Annotated in this window: 18 protein-coding genes; 12 read left to right on the forward strand and 6 right to left on the reverse strand. The window is 38.8% G+C overall.

The annotated features are described in order from the left end of the window. Positions 1–4: 4 nt before the first annotated feature. The 3 genes from ACIQZA_RS02275 to ACIQZA_RS02285 form a co-directional block, all read right to left on the reverse strand. Positions 5–358 (reverse strand): lmo0954 family membrane protein, encoded by a 354-nt coding sequence (locus tag ACIQZA_RS02275; protein WP_402879964.1) that lies wholly within the window; start codon positions 356–358, stop codon positions 5–7. A gap of 382 nt (positions 359–740) precedes the next feature. Continuing rightward, positions 741–1379 (reverse strand): PspA/IM30 family protein, encoded by a 639-nt coding sequence (locus ACIQZA_RS02280; protein WP_402879963.1) that lies wholly within the window; start codon positions 1377–1379, stop codon positions 741–743. Between the two features lie 15 nt (positions 1380–1394). Beyond that, entirely contained in the window at positions 1395–1748 is a 354-nt protein-coding gene (locus tag ACIQZA_RS02285; RefSeq protein WP_142507330.1) for a lmo0954 family membrane protein, read from the reverse strand. A gap of 284 nt (positions 1749–2032) precedes the next feature. Between ACIQZA_RS02285 and sirA the strand changes: the two genes are divergently transcribed. The 3 genes from sirA (at position 2033) to ACIQZA_RS02300 (ending at position 3464) form a co-directional block, all read left to right on the forward strand. After that, the gene (gene sirA / locus ACIQZA_RS02290; protein ID WP_049668606.1) at positions 2033–2458 is read left to right on the forward strand and encodes a sporulation inhibitor of replication protein SirA; all 426 of its coding nucleotides are present in this window, start codon (positions 2033–2035) and stop codon (positions 2456–2458) included. Positions 2459–2559: 101 nt separating this feature from the next. Continuing rightward, positions 2560–2778 carry a YneF family protein gene (locus tag ACIQZA_RS02295; RefSeq protein WP_132363185.1) on the forward strand — a complete coding sequence of 73 codons (219 nt, stop codon included), beginning with the start codon at positions 2560–2562 and terminating at the stop codon, positions 2776–2778. Positions 2779–2960: 182 nt separating this feature from the next. Further along, entirely contained in the window at positions 2961–3464 is a 504-nt protein-coding gene (locus ACIQZA_RS02300) for an S-ribosylhomocysteine lyase (protein WP_400935516.1), read from the forward strand. Between the two features lie 153 nt (positions 3465–3617). Here the strand turns inward: ACIQZA_RS02300 and ACIQZA_RS02305 are convergent, their stop codons facing one another. Next, positions 3618–4589 (reverse strand): alpha/beta hydrolase, encoded by a 972-nt coding sequence (locus ACIQZA_RS02305; RefSeq protein ID WP_400935514.1) that lies wholly within the window; start codon positions 4587–4589, stop codon positions 3618–3620. Positions 4590–4845: 256 nt separating this feature from the next. Between ACIQZA_RS02305 and ACIQZA_RS02310 the strand changes: the two genes are divergently transcribed. The 3 genes from ACIQZA_RS02310 to ACIQZA_RS02320 all read left to right on the forward strand — a co-directional run bounded on the left by ACIQZA_RS02310 (position 4846) and on the right by ACIQZA_RS02320 (position 7103). Further along, the gene (locus ACIQZA_RS02310) at positions 4846–6030 is read left to right on the forward strand and encodes an acetyl-CoA C-acetyltransferase (RefSeq protein WP_402879960.1); all 1185 of its coding nucleotides are present in this window, start codon (positions 4846–4848) and stop codon (positions 6028–6030) included. Between the two features lie 23 nt (positions 6031–6053). Beyond that, positions 6054–6320 carry a YqkE family protein gene (locus ACIQZA_RS02315; RefSeq protein ID WP_132363177.1) on the forward strand — a complete coding sequence of 89 codons (267 nt, stop codon included), beginning with the start codon at positions 6054–6056 and terminating at the stop codon, positions 6318–6320. 285 nt (positions 6321–6605) lie between these two features. Beyond that, on the forward strand, positions 6606–7103 hold the full coding sequence (locus ACIQZA_RS02320) for a GNAT family N-acetyltransferase (protein ID WP_402879958.1): 498 nt from the start codon (positions 6606–6608) through the stop codon (positions 7101–7103). Positions 7104–7129: 26 nt separating this feature from the next. Here ACIQZA_RS02320 and ACIQZA_RS02325 read toward each other — a convergent pair whose 3' ends face one another. Together ACIQZA_RS02325 and ACIQZA_RS02330 are read right to left on the reverse strand one after the other, a co-directional pair. Then, positions 7130–7600, reverse strand: coding sequence for a VanZ family protein (locus ACIQZA_RS02325; protein WP_402879956.1), 471 nt, complete (start codon positions 7598–7600; stop codon positions 7130–7132). Beyond that, positions 7597–8496: an aldo/keto reductase gene (locus ACIQZA_RS02330; RefSeq protein WP_400935505.1), complete on the reverse strand. Its 900-nt coding sequence runs from the start codon at positions 8494–8496 to the stop codon at positions 7597–7599. Before ACIQZA_RS02330 ends, ACIQZA_RS02325 begins: the two co-directional genes overlap by 4 nt. A 75-nt stretch (positions 8497–8571) precedes the next feature. Here ACIQZA_RS02330 and ACIQZA_RS02335 point away from each other — a divergent pair, with 75 nt between their 5' ends. From ACIQZA_RS02335 to ACIQZA_RS02360, 6 genes are all read left to right on the forward strand, one after another. Then, entirely contained in the window at positions 8572–9108 is a 537-nt protein-coding gene (locus tag ACIQZA_RS02335) for an NUDIX domain-containing protein (protein ID WP_400935503.1), read from the forward strand. Between the two features lie 72 nt (positions 9109–9180). Next, a complete protein-coding gene (locus tag ACIQZA_RS02340; protein WP_142507321.1) occupies positions 9181–9693 on the forward strand; it encodes a hypothetical protein in 513 nt (170 codons plus the stop codon). A 267-nt stretch (positions 9694–9960) separates the two neighbouring features. Next, positions 9961–10425, forward strand: coding sequence for a ferric iron uptake transcriptional regulator (fur, locus tag ACIQZA_RS02345; RefSeq protein ID WP_132363163.1), 465 nt, complete (start codon positions 9961–9963; stop codon positions 10423–10425). A 286-nt stretch (positions 10426–10711) separates the two neighbouring features. Beyond that, complete coding sequence (xerD, locus tag ACIQZA_RS02350; protein WP_142507320.1) at positions 10712–11614, forward strand: site-specific tyrosine recombinase XerD; 903 nt, start codon at positions 10712–10714, stop codon at positions 11612–11614. Between the two features lie 85 nt (positions 11615–11699). Continuing rightward, the gene (gene deoB / locus ACIQZA_RS02355) at positions 11700–12881 is read left to right on the forward strand and encodes a phosphopentomutase (RefSeq protein WP_402879953.1); all 1182 of its coding nucleotides are present in this window, start codon (positions 11700–11702) and stop codon (positions 12879–12881) included. A 14-nt stretch (positions 12882–12895) separates the two neighbouring features. Then, positions 12896–14146, forward strand: a complete 1251-nt coding sequence (locus ACIQZA_RS02360; protein WP_402879951.1) for a thymidine phosphorylase — start codon at positions 12896–12898, stop codon at positions 14144–14146. Positions 14147–14849 lie beyond the last annotated feature (703 nt).

The following is a 14849-nucleotide window of genomic DNA, read 5'->3' on the forward strand; positions in this document are numbered from 1 at the left end:
CCTTTTATTTTGTTAAGTTAGACCATTCTTTTTCAAAGTTTGTAAACGGATCTTCTTCTTTAGCTTCAATTGTTAGGATTTTTACATCTTCATTGTTCCATTTTTTATAGATAACATAGATGATAGCGATTGCTGCTAAACCAATCATTGCTGGGATATTAGATATTGCTGATAGAACTCCAATCAGACCCACTGTAACCCATAAAATTTTACCGAATGTCGATTTACTCGAAGTGTAGAAGTGCATACCGAGTGCTACAAACAATCCAGAAAATAGTAGACCTATAAGCGGTCCGGTTAAAGCAAGTGCAACACATCCTGCGATAAAGCCTCCGATTAATAGAAAAAATTTTCTCATATGTTTTAGCTCCTTTCGTTGATACCTTTATATTACCTATTAGAGAGCTTTGCTAAAACGGACTGGGAATTGATTTTACTCTAGGTCTTGAGGCTGAGAGTAATCTAAGCACTATAGAAGAAGCTAAATTGGTAAAAGATAAAGTATTTGATAGAACCGAAAATAGAAGATGAAAGCTTCCTTAGTTTTACAAATTAAAGAGTAGTGATGACCTATACGTATGAAAAAGAAATGAGCGATCAATACATATTTTAATCATAGGACTAAAACACTTTCTATTTACAATTTTTTATTAAAATTATTTTCTCTATCTCTTTTAGGTCACCATCAAAAGTTTTTTAAAAGAAAAGGGATGCTTCAATAATTGAGGCATCCCTTACTCTTATTTATTTTCAATTAGCAGTGGTGTGTTATCTTCTGCGACATTTTTTTCTAGCTGGGCAAGACGAGACTCGAAAGATGTTACTTCATGATCTTTGTCGATTTGGTAAGCAAGCTTATCGATATACGATTCTAAATCTTCAAAGTTGGTTTTATTGTTTTTAGCAATCATACCGTCCATTTGATGGTGAGCGCGTGTGACGTTTTCTTTACCCATTAGCTGTAATTGACGCACTTTCATATCTTTAATTTTGTGTTTCATCGTTTCAAATTTGCGTTCAAGTTCGAAGTATTCACGTGTACTTGCTTCAATACTAGCTTGTAATGTATTGTTACGTGCTGTGTATGCAGCAACTTCATCAGAAGCGAAATCGATTAAATCTTGCTCCCCGCTAGTAGTAGCTAATTTTAATTGAGCCTCACGTTTAGCTAGTAATTCAGCATTTTGTTTAAATTCCTGCTCTAGTTTTTCTTTTAACTGACCTTGACGCTCTAGTAATTTTCCAGTTTGCTCTGTTTGTTTTTCTGCTTCACGAATGTATTGGTTCAACATCGCAATTGGATTTTTTTGTTCCTTCTTATCAAATAACTGATGTAAATCTGCCTCTACTGTATATTTAAAACGTTGAAATAAGTTCATGTAAATTCGCTCCTTTTATTTTGTTAAGTTAGACCATTCTTTTTCAAAGTTTTTAAATGGATCTTCTTCTTTAGCTTCAATTGTTGGGATTTTTACATCTTCGCCATTCCATTTTTTATAGATAACATAGATGACAGCGATTGCTGCTAAACCAACCATTGCTGGGATATTAGATATTGCTGATAGCACACCAATCAGACCTACTGTAAACCACAAGATTTTGCCGAATGTCGATTTACTTGAAGTGTAAAAGTGCATACCGAGTGCTACAAACAATCCAGAAAATAGTAGACCTGCAAGTGGTCCAGTTAAAGCGAGTGCAACACATCCTGCGATAAAGCCTCCTATTAGTAGAAAAAATTTTCTCATATTTTTTAGCTCCTTTCGTTGATACCTTTATATTACCTATTAGAAAGCTTTGCTAAAACGGACTGGAAATTGATTTTACTCTAGGTCTTGAGGCTGAGAATATTCTAAGTACTATAGAAGAAGCTTGAAATTGTAAAAACTTAATTAGCCATAAAGCATTTGATAGAACGGAAAGTAGAAAGTTTTCGACAAAAATAGAAGATGAATGCCTCCTTCGTTTGACAAATTAAAAAGTTTGGATGAGCTATACTTATGAAAAAGCAATGAGCGAAGGAGGATTTCTAGTGAGAACCTATTCCATATATAAAATAAAAGAAGAGCATTTAACGTTTATATTCGGCAGAGAGCGTAAGTTATTAGAAATGATGCAAGGCTGTGAAGACGCTAACGAGAAATCCTTAAAAGAGCTTGCATATATATGTGAAAGCGTACGTTTCGATGAGATTGCTACGATGCTTGAGGCGCAACTAGATTCCAAGTATGCACATTTAGAGAGAGCTCGTAATGCTTTATTTTTAGAACATCCTATAAAAGGAAAAATGGCTATTTATTTAGTGGAACGCAAAATTTGTGTTTATTGTGAGGGTTCACGAATGCTTGATTTGGATCTATTCCAAATGCTTGCGAAGATGAGCGAGCGCTTTATTGCATTTAATAAACAAGATAATGAGTGTGGGTGGTTAAAGCCAATGAAGTATACAATGCATTAGGAAATTTCACTACAATATATAGTAACACGCTAATATTTGGTGTATAATGGAGCGTGGAGAGTTTTTTCTCGGTATATATTGTAGTGGAGGAGGTTGGTTGTATGCCTACATGGGGCTGGATTATTATCGTAATTATCGCATTAGCAGCGGGCGCGGCACTTGGTTTCTATTTAGCTCGCCAAGCTATGATGAAATATTTAAAAGAGAACCCACCAATTAACGAACAAATGATTCGTATGATGATGGCGCAGATGGGTCGTACGCCGTCTGAAAAGCAAGTACGTCAAATGATGTCACAAATGAATAAATTCCAAAAGTAATTGGAATTTTAAAGAGCAACTAGTCCAAGCCAGGGCTGGTTGTTTTTTTAACTTCTTATACAAATGTTTTTCTGTGCGAAAGCGAAGCGACAGCAACAATTATGCTGAGATAAAATTGATTTTTATAAATTATTTGAATAATTCGTTAAAAACCATATAAATCTATCGGAAAACTAGTTATAATGGAAATATTCTATATAAAGGAGTTGTTTGTATTGCAGAAAGAAAAAACAAATGTTGAAAGCTTTGATTTAGATCATACGAAAGTAAAAGCGCCATATGTACGTTTAGCGGGTGTTAAAACAGGAAAAAATGGCGATGAAGTGTACAAATATGATATTCGATTTAAACAGCCAAATAAAGAGCATATGGAAATGCCTGCATTACATTCCCTAGAGCATTTATCTGCTGACATTATCCGCAATTATTCAGACCATATTGTTGATTTCAGTCCAATGGGTTGCCAAACAGGCTTCTATGTATCGCTAATAAATCACAATGATTATGAAGACTTATTGAATATTTTAGAAAAAACATTTACAGATGTAACAAAGGCCACTGCAGTCCCAGCATGCAATGAAGTGCAATGCGGCTGGGCAGCTAGCCATAGTCTAGAAGGTGCACAAGCGTTAGCCAAAGAATTTTTAGCCAAACGTGATGAATGGCATATTGTTTTTGCTGAATAAAAGATTGAAAAACCTTGCGTATGCAAGGTTTTTCATGGTGTCTAAAATGGCTAAAAAATCTTTGTAATTATTTCTGTCCAAGGTGAGCCTTGGAGCGAGAGTGAAGCTGTTCATCAGAAGCCACCAATCGGAAAGATAATCAATCCCTCGTTTTTAAAAATGAAATGGAATGACATTAGATGAAGAAGAATCACGATTAATTTTTTGGTAAATGAAATTTTCTAAAAAGTCATGGATTAAATCCTCGTATTCAGCCATATTTTCATTAAAGGATTGTGCATGAGCACCTTTATCAAATAGCTTCAGTTTTTTAGGACCAGTTTTTTTATTGTATAAATCCAGTGACATGGAAGCTGGGATAAATGTGTCCGGAATACTATGGATAAAGAGCACAGGCTTTTCGATATTTGTCACCGCCTCAGAAGGTGTCACGCTTTTAAAGGAGTAACCGTCTCGTAAGCGGACAAAAAAATCTGCAAAACGAATTGGAATAATCGAGCCGTATTTAAATTCTGTCTTCGCAATTTGTTTCAGCAGCATTGAAAAATCAGAAAACGCACAATCAGAAATATAGAAATCCGCACCATCCTCTATAGTTCCTGCATATAGTAACATTGTTGCGGCACCCATCGATTCACCATGGATACCAAGAATGGCATCTTCGCCAATCATGGCCTTTATCGTTTTGACTACTGCATCAAGGTCATTTTTTTCATAATAGCCGTAGCTAGTCGTTTTTCCACCTGTCTCCCCATGTCTGCGATGGTCAAAAATAACGGAATTGTAACCAAGGCGTTCAAAAAGTCGAGCATATTTGACGGAGTTGATTTTATTTTCTGTTACGCCATGGCAAATAATGATGGTATTATTTGTTTCCAATGGCTGAAACATAATGCCGCGGATTGTATAGCCATTTGGCGAGTCAATATTTAATTCACATTTTAAATTTTTATTGTACCAAGCTTCATCAAAACGTTTAGCAGTGGTTTCACGTTCGCGAACAAATTCAGGATCCTTTTGCTTAATGTACATTAATTTATTGGAAAGCGCGAAGCCGAACAGACCAGTTGCTGCTGCGGCAATCGTCGTTGTTATACCTGAAAATAACAGCATTTTCTTTTTCATTATTAACACCTCCACGTCCTGTTTCTTTTGTTGTCTTGGCATACAAGCGACGTCACTCGTATGTATGCCCTTTTCTTAATTGTAATGTTCCCAACTGAGATTGTTTGAAACACGTCAACATTTTACATTATCTTTAGCAAAACTGCGATAATTTCTGTTATCGAAAATCGTCAAAATATTTGTTAAAATAGATATATCTGCTAGTAGCATATGCATGCAGTGTTCATTTTTGAACGGGGAAAAGGGGAGAATGTTTATGACGAAAGAGGTAGTAATAGTAAGTGCTGTACGTACAGCTATTGGTGCATTCCAAGGAACATTAAAGGACGTACCAGCAACAAACTTAGGGAGTATTGTTATTAAAGATGCATTAGCACGTGCTGGTGTAGCAGGTGAACAAGTTGACGAGGTCATTATGGGGAATGTCTTATCGGCTGGACTTGGTCAAAATCCAGCTCGCCAAGCAGCCATTGCAGCAGGCTTACCACATGAAGTATCTGCATTAACGATTAATAAAGTTTGTGGCTCAGGACTAAAAGCGGTTCACTTAGCGACACAAGCCATTTTAGCAGGTGATGCGAATATTGTCGTTGCAGGTGGCTTTGAAAATATGAGCCAGGCACCATATGTCTTAAAAAATGCACGAGAAGGCTTCCGCATGGGGGATCAAAAAGTAGTCGATACGATGATTCATGACGGATTATGGTGTGCCTTCAATGACTATCATATGGGCGTTACAGCTGAAAATTTATGTGATGCCTATGAGATTTCTCGAGAGGAACAAGATGCCTTTGCGGCACGTTCACAACAACGTGCAGAAGCGGCAATGGCGGCAGGGAAGTTTAACGAAGAAATCGTAGCAGTGGAAATTCCTCAGCGCAAGGGCGATCCTCTTATTTTTGATAAAGATGAATTCCCGCGTCAAGGCGTTACAGCTGAGTCGCTATCAAAACTACGACCTGCCTTTAAAAAGGATGGCTCTGTAACAGCAGCAAATGCATCGGGCATTAACGATGGTGCAGCGGCTGTCGTTGTCATGTCGAAAGAAAAAGCGGACGAGTTAGGTATTCGACCAATCGCACTAATTACAGCGAATGCAAGCGCGGGTGTTGATCCAGCTATTATGGGAACTGGCCCTGTAACGGCCGTAAAGAAAGTATTGGCAAAAGCTGATGTAACGTTAGATAATATTGATTTAATTGAGGCAAATGAAGCTTTTTCAGCTCAATCTATCGCTGTAGATCGCGAACTAGGCTTTAATCATGATAAACTAAATGTGAACGGGGGCGCAATTGCTCTTGGTCACCCAATTGGTGCAAGTGGAGCACGTATTTTAGTAACGCTTTTACACGAGATGGAAAAGCGTGATGCAAAAACAGGTCTCGCAACACTATGTATCGGTGGTGGACAAGGCGTAGCAACAGTTGTCAAGCGTCCTTGAAGTGAATAAGAAGGTGAAATGCAATGGGAAAAAAACGAAAACAGCAGCAACGTGTAGATAGTAGCGTAACAGCTAGTCTACCAAAGCAGGAGGCAGTGACATTAGCCGATCAACTAGGCGGTGACGTGCTAGCCAAACTAAAAGCTGCAAAGCAAGATTTAACAGCGAAAGAACAAGCCGCTGAAGAAGAGCGCCAAGCAAAGCTAGCTTTTGAGCGCAAACAACGTGAAAAAAACAAATCGTTTGAAGAACTACTAAACGAATACGGCGATAAAGGCTCGAAATTCTAAAGAGAAACAGTGAATCCAAATAATACGGATTCACTGTTTTTTATGTTTTATCGGAATGATTTATACTCAATTTTATTGGTATGTTAAAACGTATGATTGGAGTGGAGACTGAGTGACTCCTTGGGAATCATCGGACGCCCCCAGGAAAGCACCTAGACTAAACGGAAATCAACCTCACTTTATGGTGATGATCCTAAATTAATTTAAAAATAAAAAAACGGGAGACGCTGCCAATACAAATATCTCTTAATAGTTTAGTTATAATCTATGATAGGAGAGAAAAAAATGTTTGAATTAAGCACTACAAGATTAAGATTAATCCCATTAAAGTATTTAGACTTACTAATTCATGAAGAAATGACATTGGAAATAGAGTTGTCAGTAAATAGTAAAGAAGTTTTTCTTGATGAAGAACTAAGACATGCTTTGAAGTTTAGACTATCTAAAGTATTAGAAGATGAGGGAAATTATATTTGGTACACGAATTGGTTAATCGTGTCGAAAGAAAAAAACTGTATCGTCGGTGGCATTATGTTAAAAGGTCTACCGAATGAGCATGGTGAAGTCGTAATCGGATACCATACATTTCCGCAATATCAAGGAAAGGGATACATGACGGAAACTGTTAGGGTGATGAAAGATTGGTTACTACGTCAATCTAATGTTAAGTATGTGATGGCCGACACTAATAAAAATAATATTGCCTCACACAGAGTATTACAAAAAGCTGGTGCAACGTTATATTCAGAATCGGAAGAACTATATTTCTGGAGATTCGAATGACATCAATTAAAAGGCAAAGGGTGCTTTTAACGCGCCCTTTGTCTATTAAATATCTTCCTCACCAACACTGCCATCCCAACAAAAACAATCGCTCCAGCTGTATCCAACATAACATCCTGTCCGCTCATCATACGTTCTGGTGTAAAGCTTTGACGCATTTCATCAAGCATTGCTATAAGAGCTGTCCCAGCAATAGCGACACCTGCGGCGAACCGACGTTTTCCCCATGCAAAGTAAATGCCAAGTGCAATGCAGCCGAATCCAACAAAATGTGTTAATTTCCGAATTAAAAATTCTACAAACTTAAAGTAACCACGTTCTTCAACAGAAACAACTGTGTCCCAATAAGGAATTTTGAAAACGGATAATTGCTTTTCAAACGGTTTATTTGCTAATACTTGCTCCAATTCAGGAATAATAGACTGTTGTTCATAGGTCATACTAGAGGAGATCGTAAGTATTACTAAAAACGCTAATAGGATAAGCCATTTTTTCATCGGTGCTCCATATATTGATCGGCTTTTGTTAGCTCTTTTACTGCTTTAAAATCTATTATTGAAGCAATTTTTTCATAGGCAGCGAGTGTTTGAGCCAGCTGTTCCTGTGAGCTTGCACCAATCACTGTCGAGGCTATAGTAGGTTCCTTTAGATTAAAGGCGATAGCTAGCGCATGTAAATCGTCATAATGTGAAGATAAGCCTGTTAATACTGCTGTTAATTCGTCCGCTGTATATGTGTTAAAGCGGTTGACACGTTGTAAACGTTCTTTCCAGCTATTTGTTAGTAAACCTTTTGCAACAGTCCCGCGTGTTACAACAGAAGCCCCTTCACTTGCAATAAAATCGAGCCATTCTTCTGGTCGACGGTCTAAAGCACTGTATTGCATCATGACACTTTTTGCAGAGCTTGCTGGTAAAAAACGCTTTAGTACATTTGGTCGAATAGAGGAAATACCATATTCTCGAATCAATCCATTCTTTTTCAACTCTTCAAAAGTGTCGATAATGCCATCCCAATTGTCCTCAATCGTCCCACCATGTAATTGATAAACATCAATATAGTCAGTTCCTAGTCGTTTTAAGCTAGCGTGTAGAGCTTCCTTTATATAAGACGGAGATGCATCCCAATGCCAGCCTTCTACACCTTCTGTCCATCGATTCCCAACTTTCGTAGCGACTATAACATCTTGACGGCGTTTCCCTAAAATAGAGCCAATCATTTCTTCATTTAATCCAAAATCATATAAATCGGCTGTATCGATGTAATTAATGCCAGCATCTAGTGCCATAGCAACGATTTCAGCAGCCTTTTTCTTATCTGTCGAAAGAGACATGCCCCCTAAACTAATTTCTGAAATAAACAATTCACTTGAGCCAAGCTGTCTTTTTTTCATGCCAATGCCCTCCTTCGATTTCTCTACTTGTAATGGTACAATGAACATATCTGAAGAACAAGCGAGGTTATGTCAATGAAAAAGTTTGAGGAAAAAACGACAAAGACTACACCCATTTATGACGGGAAAATTGTGAAACTCCAGGTTGATGATGTCACTTTACCGAATGGTAATGTTGCAAAAAGGGAGATTATTAAGCATCCAGGCGCAGTTGCAGTTATAGCTGTTACCGATGAAGGCAAATTAGTTTTAGTGGAGCAATATCGCAAAGCTTTAGAGCGTTCAATTATTGAAATTCCAGCTGGTAAGCTAGAACCTGGTGAGGAGCCGATTGTAACCGCGCGCCGCGAATTAGAGGAAGAAACAGGCTACGGTGCACAAAACTTCACTTATTTACAAGCGTTTGCAACATCCCCAGGCTTCGCAGACGAGATCATCCATCTATTTGTGGCAAAGGATTTATATAAAATTGAAAACAAAGCAGAGCTAGATGAGGATGAATTTGTCGAACTATTAGAAGTTTCGTTGGAAGAAGCGGGGCAAATGGTTGCAGATGAGCGTATATTCGACGCCAAGACAGCGTTTGCAGTACTTTGGCTCGCGACACAATAAGAAAATATCTTTAGCATAATAGAAGCGGACGAGCATAAGCTGTACAAACCTTGATAGAAAAGGAGCATGTTTATGTCTCGTACGGTGTCTATATTTTATCACGCTTCCATTATTGCTATGAGTTTTGTTTGTGGCGTTATCTTATTTCATATTATTGGTGGGCCGAATGCAGAGCCTTTTATTTCATTTATAGAGCCTCGATTAACAAATGGGGACAGGCATTCTCTAATTCGTTTAGTGTTGCCTGTTGCTGTTTCAATAGCGCTTGTACTATTGCTTGCAACACATAGTGTCCTGAAGGTACTAGTACGTGTAACAGTGGCGATACGTGCTACCTTTTTTGGCTTTAGCTCCGTTTTTTTATTACAGAAGCTTGAAGCTTTCTGGGTTTATACGATTTGGTGGTTTCCATTTCAGCTCATCTATTGTATATTGTTGCTAAACCTATGCAATTTACTTGTACCAGCATGGTCAAAGAGAAAAATCGGGAAAATGATACATGGTCGGACAATTTTGTTGAATTTTATCGCATTTTTCATCATAATAGTTGCTGAGTTTATTGTTATTTCTTATGTATTAAATTGATAAATACAACATGAAAATGGCTCATCACCAAAGGTTGTGGATGGCATTTGTTAAAACGTATACCTTTTATAACGTTGATGAGAGTGAAGACTGGACGCCCCCAGGAAAGCGCCCAGTCAGAATGGAAATCAACCACATGTTATGGTGATGAGCTATAGAAATTTAGCATTAGGTAAAAACATACAAAAGCATATTCGAAATCTACTCACTATCTTGTAATAGGATTTACTCCTTTGGTATAATGGAAAGAGTTTAGGGGGGCGTCACATGGAGAGCCGAATTGATCGTATAAAAAAACAGTTGCATAGTGCTAGTTATAAGCTGACGCCGCAGCGAGAAGCAACAGTTGCTGTACTGCTTGAGCACGAGGAAGATCACCTGAGTGCAGAAGATGTTTATCTTTTAGTAAAAGAAAAGGCACCGGAAATTGGTCTTGCGACTGTCTATAGAACGTTAGAATTACTAACTGAGCTCAAAATTGTCGACAAAATCAACTTTGGCGATGGCGTTTCGCGCTATGATCTACGCCAAGAGGGAGCTGCGCATTTCCACCATCATCTAGTTTGTATCGAATGTGGTGCAGTTGATGAAATTCAGGAAGATTTACTTGAAGATGTGGAAGCCGTTGTTGAAAAACGTTGGAACTTTATCATAAAGGATCACCGACTAACTTTCCACGGCATTTGCTGGCGCTGTCATGATAAAAACGACGAGGTATCAGAAGAAAAATAAAAAAGATGTTCCAAAAAGTTTTATGACTTTTTGGGGCATCTTTTTTTATTAGTAAAATTTTGTTGTTTTATGTGGTCTTGGATATCTGTAATGATAAAAAAATTTTCAATCAGTAGCATATACGTTTTGCCGCTGGTATTTTTTGCAATCGTATCAATTGAAAAAATAAAATAAACTGCTTCCCTAATGTTTTGAAGTGAAGCGAGGTTTTTCTTTGTAGAGAAAGCATTTGGTTTATTGAACATGTTATTATGAAAGATAATAGATTGTAAAGGGGGGCGCTGTGATGAATGAATTTCAATATGCAATAGAGGATTATATCCATTTTATCCAAGTAGAACGACAATTATCCGATAATACATTAGCATCCTATCGCCGAGACTTAGAAAATTACGCGAATTTTTTACGAGAAGTGGAGGGGATGTCTGATTTTCGTAAAGTGGAAAGAACGACCATTTTGCGTCATTTAGAGCAGTTGCGTATGCAAGGAAAGACAAGTCGTACTGTTGCCCGCCATATCTCCTCCATTCGCAGTTTCCATCAATTTTTACTCCGAGAAAAGCGAGCAGAAACAGATCCGACAGTCCATTTAGAAATGCCGACTATTGAGCAAAAGCTACCAAATGTCCTCTCTATAGAAGAAATAGAAGCGCTATTAATGGCACCAAATCGCAGCAAACCGCAGGGCATTCGCGATGTGGCAATGCTAGAGCTATTATATGGGTCAGGGATGCGCATTAGTGAGCTGATTGCATTGGATTTAGCAGATATTCACTTAACAATGGGCTTCGTACGCGTTTTTGGTAAGGGCGGCAAAGAGCGTATCATTCCCCTTGGAAAAAGCGCTCTTTCTGCATTAAGTACTTATTTAGATGGCGCACGAAGTCAATTACAAGGGAAATCTCCAAAAACAGAAGCTTTTTTTATCAATCAAAGAGGAAAACGTTTAACAAGGCAAGGTTGTTGGAAATTAATGAAGGAGCATGCTTTAAAAGCAGGCATCCAACATGAATTAACGCCACATACATTACGTCATTCCTTTGCAACACATTTAGTGGAGAATGGTGCGGATTTACGAGCAGTGCAAGAGATGCTTGGACATGCCGATATTTCCACAACACAAATTTATACACATATTAGTAAGTCCCGACTATCAGAGGTTTATAAACAATTTCATCCACGCGCTTAAGTGAGAAATTTATCAGTCGGAGGTCTGACCTTTATTTTTCGCTGTTTTTTGGTAAAATAGAGACATGAGATTAGGAGGCAAAATTATGAATAAACCATTTAAAAAAATCCATGTAGCAGTATTGGACTCAGTTGGAATTGGTGAAGCTCCAGACGCAGCTAATTTTGGAGATGTAGGTTCACATACTCTAGGACATATCGCTGAAAAAATGAATGGGCTTACAATGCCACATATGGAGTCTTTCGGCTTAGCAAACATTGAACCATTACAAGGTATGCAAGCTACCGACAAACCAAAAGCATATTACGGAAAAATGCAAGAAGCATCTGTTGGTAAAGATACTATGACAGGTCATTGGGAAATCATGGGGTTAAATATTGATAAACCGTTTAAAGTGTATCCAGAGGGATTCCCGGCTGAACTTATTGCAGAGCTAGAAAAACGTACAGGCCGCAAAGTCCTATGCAATGAACCTGCAAGCGGAACACAAGTAATCGAGGACTTCGGCAAGGAGCATATGGAGACAGGAGCGATTATTGTCTATACATCTGCTGACCCTGTTTTGCAAATTGCTGCACATGAAGAAATTATTCCACTAGAGGAATTATATAAAATTTGTGAAATTGCTCGTGAGTTAACATTACAACCAGAATATTTAGTTGGCCGTGTTATTGCTCGTCCATTTGTTGGTACACCAGGAAACTTCACGCGTACATCTAATCGTCACGACTATGCGTTAAAGCCATTTGGTCGCACAACGATGAATGTCTTAAAGGATGCAGGTTTAGATGTTATAGCAATCGGAAAAATTTCTGATATCTTCAACGGTGAAGGTGTCACTGATGCAGTACGTACGAAAAATAATAAGGATGGTATGGATAAGTTTGCAGAGGTAGTACGCCGTGATTTCCATGGTATAAGCTTCTTAAACTTAGTGGACTTTGATGCGAATTTTGGACATCGTCGTGACCCACTAGGTTATGGTAACGCACTCCAAGAATTTGATGCACGTATACCTGAAATTACTGAGGCAATGACAGAAGATGATCTACTAATCATTACGGCGGACCACGGTAATGATCCAACATTCCATGGGACAGATCATACACGTGAATATGTACCGTTAATTGTCTATTCACCACGCTTTAATGGTGGTAGTGAGCTAGCACTACGTGAAACTTTTGCAGATATTGCTGCAACAGTTGCTGAAAACTTCAAAGTAGAAGCACCAGAGTTTGGTAAAAGCTTCTTAAATAATCTGAAGTAAGGGGGATTTTCGATATGAATATGGCGCAACTATTTGAAAAGAAAAAGCAAGGCAAGGAGCTATCACAGGCTGAAATTCAATATTTTGTAGAGGGTTACACTACTGGTGTAATTCCTGATTATCAAGCAAGCTCCCTTCTAATGGCAATTCGTTTATTAGGTATGACATATGATGAAACATTTTATTTAACAAAAGCAATGATAGAATCTGGAGACATTATTGATTTATCATCTATTGAAGGTTTTAAAATTGATAAACACTCGACAGGCGGTGTAGGCGATAAAGTCACACTAATTGTTACGCCAATAATTGCTGCATTAGATATTCCAGTGGCGAAATTTAGTGGTAAGGGTCTAGGCATTACAGGTGGTACAATCGATAAATTAGAATCGATTCGTGGCGTTAAAACAGAGCTTTCATCACAAGAATTTATCGACAATGTCAATAAACATAAAATTGCAGTGGCTGGTCAAACAGGTAATCTTGTACCGGCTGACAAAAAATTATATGCATTGCGAGATGTAACAGGTACTGTCGATTCCACTCCACTTATTGCCGCGTCTATCATGAGTAAGAAAATAGCAAGTGGTGCAGACGGCATTGTACTCGATGTCAAATGTGGCTCAGGTGCATTTATGAAAACACAAGAAGAAGCGCAGGTTTTAGCTGATACGATGACTGCAATCGGTGAAAAGCTAGGGCGTAAAGTAGTTGCGCATATTAGTGATATGGATAATCCACTAGGTAAAATGATTGGTAATAAGCTTGAAGTAGTAGAAGCATTTGCTTTATTAAGTGGACGTATGGACGAAACGCATGAGGATCTGCTTGAGGAATGTATTATTATTTCTTCGCTTATGTACCAAGTTGCAGCAGGTGTAAATGAGACTGAAGCAACAGCTGCTGTTAAACGAGTGTTAGAGGATGGTTCAGCAGCTTCAAAATTTGAAGAATTTATCGTAGCACAGGGTGGCGATTTAGCAGATATCGTGCAAAAAGACACAGCAAATAAAGTAGCTATCAAAGCACCTACTGAAGGCACTGTAGGGACGATTAATGCATTATTAATCGGAGAAGCTAGTGTTGGTCTTGGTGCAGGTCGATTAACTAAGGAATCTGAGCTTGATTATGATGCTGGTATTCAATTGATTGCCAAAAAAGGCGACCATGTTCGTACTGGCGAAACGATTGCTTATTTATATTCGAATAGTCAAATCGATGAGGAAACAATAGAAAAAGTACTAAATGCTTATACAATTGCATAAATAATATGAAGCGAGAACTCTCTTTGATAAAGGGGGTTCTCGTTTTTTTTGTTCTATGGAAAGGCGGGGAGTTGAAGTGGCGGAAGGAAGGGTCTGAGCGATGGAAAGAAAAGTCGAAGCGATGGAACGAAGCTAGGGAGACGGAAAGAAAAGTCGGAGTGACGGAAGGAAGGGTCTGAGCGACGGAAGAAAGGCCGAAGCGACGGAAAGAATAGTCAAAGCGACGGAAAGAGGTCAGGATGATGGAAAGAATCGTCAAAGCGACGGAAAGAAAAGTCGGAGTGACGGAAGGAAGGGTCTGAGCGATGGAAAGAAAAGTCGAAGCAACGGAAAGAGGTCAGGGCGATGGAAAGAACAGTCGAAGCGACGGAAGGAAGAGTCTGAGCGATGGAAAGAAAGGCCGAAGCGACGGAAAGAAGAGTCGGAGTGACGGAAGGAAGGGTCTGAGCGACGGGAAGAAAGGCCGAAGTGACGGAAAGAAGAGTCGGAATGACGGAAAGAGGTCAGGATGATGGAAAGAAAAGTCGAAGCGACGGAACGAAGCTAAGGCGACGGAAAGAAAAGTCGGAGTGACGGAAGGAAGGGTCTGAGCGAAGGAAAGAAAGGTCGAAGCGACGGAAAGAAGAGTCGGAGTGACGGAAGGAAGGGTCTGAGCGACGGGAAGAAAGGCCGAAGTGACGGAAAGAAGAGTCGGAATGACGGA

It is taken from the genome of Lysinibacillus sp. NPDC096382 (assembly GCF_044762845.1).
Lineage (GTDB): Bacteria > Bacillota > Bacilli > Bacillales_A > Planococcaceae > Lysinibacillus.